Below are 2805 nucleotides of genomic sequence, written 5' to 3' on the forward strand. Positions count from 1 at the left end.
ATTGGCCAGCGTGATTGTGCGTAAAGCTCCGGTCAGCTTTGCTGTCCCGAGCTTTTCCACATGAACGCTTCATTGGTTGCTTCTCCAACAGCGCGGTGACCGCGCACTGTCGTTTAATCGGCAAGACACGCAGCTTTACCTCGAAGTGTCTTTGCGATTTTTTTGTTTGGTTTTTACGCCTTCATTCTCAGCGCTACCCCAGTGATACCTTTGTGCTATCTAAATGGTATCCATATGCTATCTCATTGGTATCTGTATGCTATCCAAATGCTATCCATGTGCTATCCATGTGCTATCTCATTGGTATCTGTGTGCTATCCAAATGGTATCTAAGTGAACTCTAGCTGCGGCTGAACACTTTGTTTAGCAACGAGTTCAGGCACGAGACCGATGTTTACACAGCGCTTCGCGCCGAGCATCCATCGTCGTGCCAAAGGGTGCGCCCTTTGAAACCCTGCTCGGTTCTACGAACCTCTCAGGGCTGCGCCCCGAACCCCGCCGGCACTTCACAGGCACGCAAAAAATTTGCGTACCCGTTCATCGCCTTATTCTTCTGCGCCGAACTCGGCTATGAGCGATTGGTATAACGCCTCGCTATCCTCATGCAGCTTTTCACACTGATCGGCTTGTTCGTCCAGATCGAGTTCGTTGAGTTTTTCCAGCAGTAGCAGGGTTTGGCTGCGAATAAATTTCGCCATGTTTAGCGCGGCTTTTTGTTGTTTGTTCATGGGTTTTGCCTGTTTGAGGTTGATTTTTGCCTCAGATCTTACCGCATTCAGTGAGGTGCATGGCTATGCATGGCCGTAAAACTCATCAGGCGCGTTTTACGGCGTTTTTGCTGTTCTAGGTATGGTTTTCTATGGCTTAGGGGGTAAAAACGCTCTGAGAGCGTCTCAGGCGGTGCGGAAAATGTCGATTATGGTAAATGTGCGGGTTGGGAGCTATCAGTTAAGTTAACCAAAGGTTACACAATGTTCCGTGCCGTTTTTCTTTGTTAGCTAGATAGTGCGCATTAGGATTTCTGCATTAAAAGGGACTTGGTATGTCTAGACCTATCGTGCCGCTGTTTTTGCTGGCCACTATCTCGCTTCTCACTATCTTGATCATGTCTCAGTTTTTCGGTGGATTTGGCTCAGGGGTTGCCGGATTCATGTTGTCTCTTACCCTTCGCAGCCTGTAGTGCGAGAAGTTTTTATCTGCGGTTAAAAATAAACCTGATTTTTTGCATGCCTTGGATGCCAAGGGCTGCAGATGAGTTTTTTATCTTTAAGAAAATATATTCTGAATAATTAAAAAAATAACCCTTTACTTACTAGTCACCTATACCCATAATGCAATGGCTCTGTTGTTAAGAGTTATTGAAAGCATCAAGTAAAAGTAAAACCCTCAGAATTCCCGCTTAACCGTTGTTATTCATCAGTGTTTCCCTTAGCTTCTCGCATCGTAAATAATTCGTCTCCTCAGCGCAAAAAAATAATTTAATTAAAAGGGACGTATTATGTCTAATAAAAGCACTGGTTCAGTAAAATGGTTTAACGAAGAAAAAGGCTTTGGCTTTATCTCTCAGGATAACGGCGGTGAAGATGTGTTTGTACACTTCCGTGCCATCATCTCCGATGGGTTCAAGACCTTGCAAGAAGGGCAGAAGGTGTCATTCAACATCGAAAGCAGCCCTAAAGGCCCACAAGCCGCTGATGTCTTTCCTATCTAAAGTATTAAGTTAGATAGAATTAAAAAGGCGAGTTAAGGCTCGCCTTTTTATAAGCTGATCATGTGAAGAAATTAATTCAGTGTTTAATCTGTTTTTTGTTATTTCACATTATATTGTGAAATAGTTATAGGTGGTTAAATGTCTAGAGTTAATGGAAGAAGTAGGTTTTGGTTCTATCAAAAGAAAGAAGATAGTTCGAGAACCATTAATAAGTTTATCCCTGAACCATTATTGGTTGTATTAAAATAGACTTAAAATCATCATGAAACATGATTCATAGAAAGCCGTCCATTAGATAAATTTAATGGACGGCTTTTTTGTGTATTTTTTTTATCCAGCCGGACGATCTCGGCGGCTTATTGCGCATGGAATGAGCAGAGCAGGATTGACCTTGTAGGGGGCATCGGCGTAATCTTTTGCCCAGAAACGAAAAAACCACCCGGCAAGGTGGTTTTTCGAAGGTTCAGGAAACCGGCAAGTTTCTGAACCAAGGTAACTGGCTAACGGGGAGTCAAGCGCAGTCACCATAAACTGTTTAAGCAGTTTAGCCCGTATAGGTGTATCACATCAAGTGCTCTAACATTACATCCCCGTCAGCAATTCAGTTACCAATGGCTACCACCACTGGCGATTTGTCGTGTCTGTACGGGTTGGACTCAAGAGTTTGTTACCGTACATGGCGTGGTAGTCGGGCTGAATGGGGAGTTCGTGCATACAGCCCAGCTTGGAGCGAAGCACCTAAACAGGATACGGATACACAGGCAGTCTATGAGAAAGGCCAGCCAGCTCGACAGGTAACAGCGTCAGCGAATCGGTGACAGTGTAGCGGGGAATGCAGGGTGTGAAATCGGAGAGCGCACGAGGGAGCGACCCACCAGAAATGGGGGGGATCTTTAAGTCCGATTCGGGTTTCGCCACTCTTGATTTGAGCACCGGAAAACACCTGTTTTCTGTGATGCTTGTCAGGAGGGCGGAGCCTTTGGAAAAAAGCACCTTCCGTGCCGTTCCTTCGTCCTGCCTTACGCCTGTTCTTGGCTCTTCCAAAACATCAAAAAAAACTTATTGGGCGCGGAGCGCATCTTGCTGTTCCGCTG

The 2805-nt window shown here is 45.2% G+C and carries 3 protein-coding genes; 2 read left to right on the plus strand and 1 reads right to left on the minus strand.

Annotation, left to right across the window (positions count from 1 at the left end; translation table 11 throughout):
* Positions 1-545 precede the first annotated feature (545 nt).
* On the minus strand, positions 546-728 hold the full coding sequence (locus GOU96_RS17210; protein ID WP_152136656.1) for a Rop family plasmid primer RNA-binding protein: 183 nt from the start codon (positions 726-728) through the stop codon (positions 546-548).
* Positions 729-1042: 314 nt separating this feature from the next.
* On the opposite strand from GOU96_RS17210, the gene GOU96_RS17215 reads away from it, so the two are divergent.
* Positions 1043-1180 carry a hypothetical protein gene (locus GOU96_RS17215; protein ID WP_178090317.1) on the plus strand — a complete coding sequence of 46 codons (138 nt, stop codon included), beginning with the start codon at positions 1043-1045 and terminating at the stop codon, positions 1178-1180.
* A 318-nt stretch (positions 1181-1498) separates the two neighbouring features.
* Complete coding sequence (cspE, locus tag GOU96_RS17220; protein WP_267783211.1) at positions 1499-1711, plus strand: cold-shock protein; 213 nt, start codon at positions 1499-1501, stop codon at positions 1709-1711.
* Positions 1712-2805 lie beyond the last annotated feature (1094 nt).

It is taken from the genome of Vibrio sp. R-1 (genome assembly GCF_035615595.1).
Lineage (GTDB): Bacteria > Pseudomonadota > Gammaproteobacteria > Enterobacterales > Vibrionaceae > Vibrio > Vibrio cholerae.

Excerpts from the sequence above, each read along its gene's own strand:
- GOU96_RS17210 (WP_152136656.1), bottom strand. The coding sequence starts at position 728 with ATGAACAAACAACAAAAAGCCGCGCTAAACATGGCGAAATTTATTCGC.
- cspE (WP_267783211.1), top strand. The coding sequence starts at position 1,499 with ATGTCTAATAAAAGCACTGGTTCAGTAAAATGGTTTAACGAAGAAAAA.
- GOU96_RS17215 (WP_178090317.1), top strand. The coding sequence starts at position 1,043 with ATGTCTAGACCTATCGTGCCGCTGTTTTTGCTGGCCACTATCTCGCTT.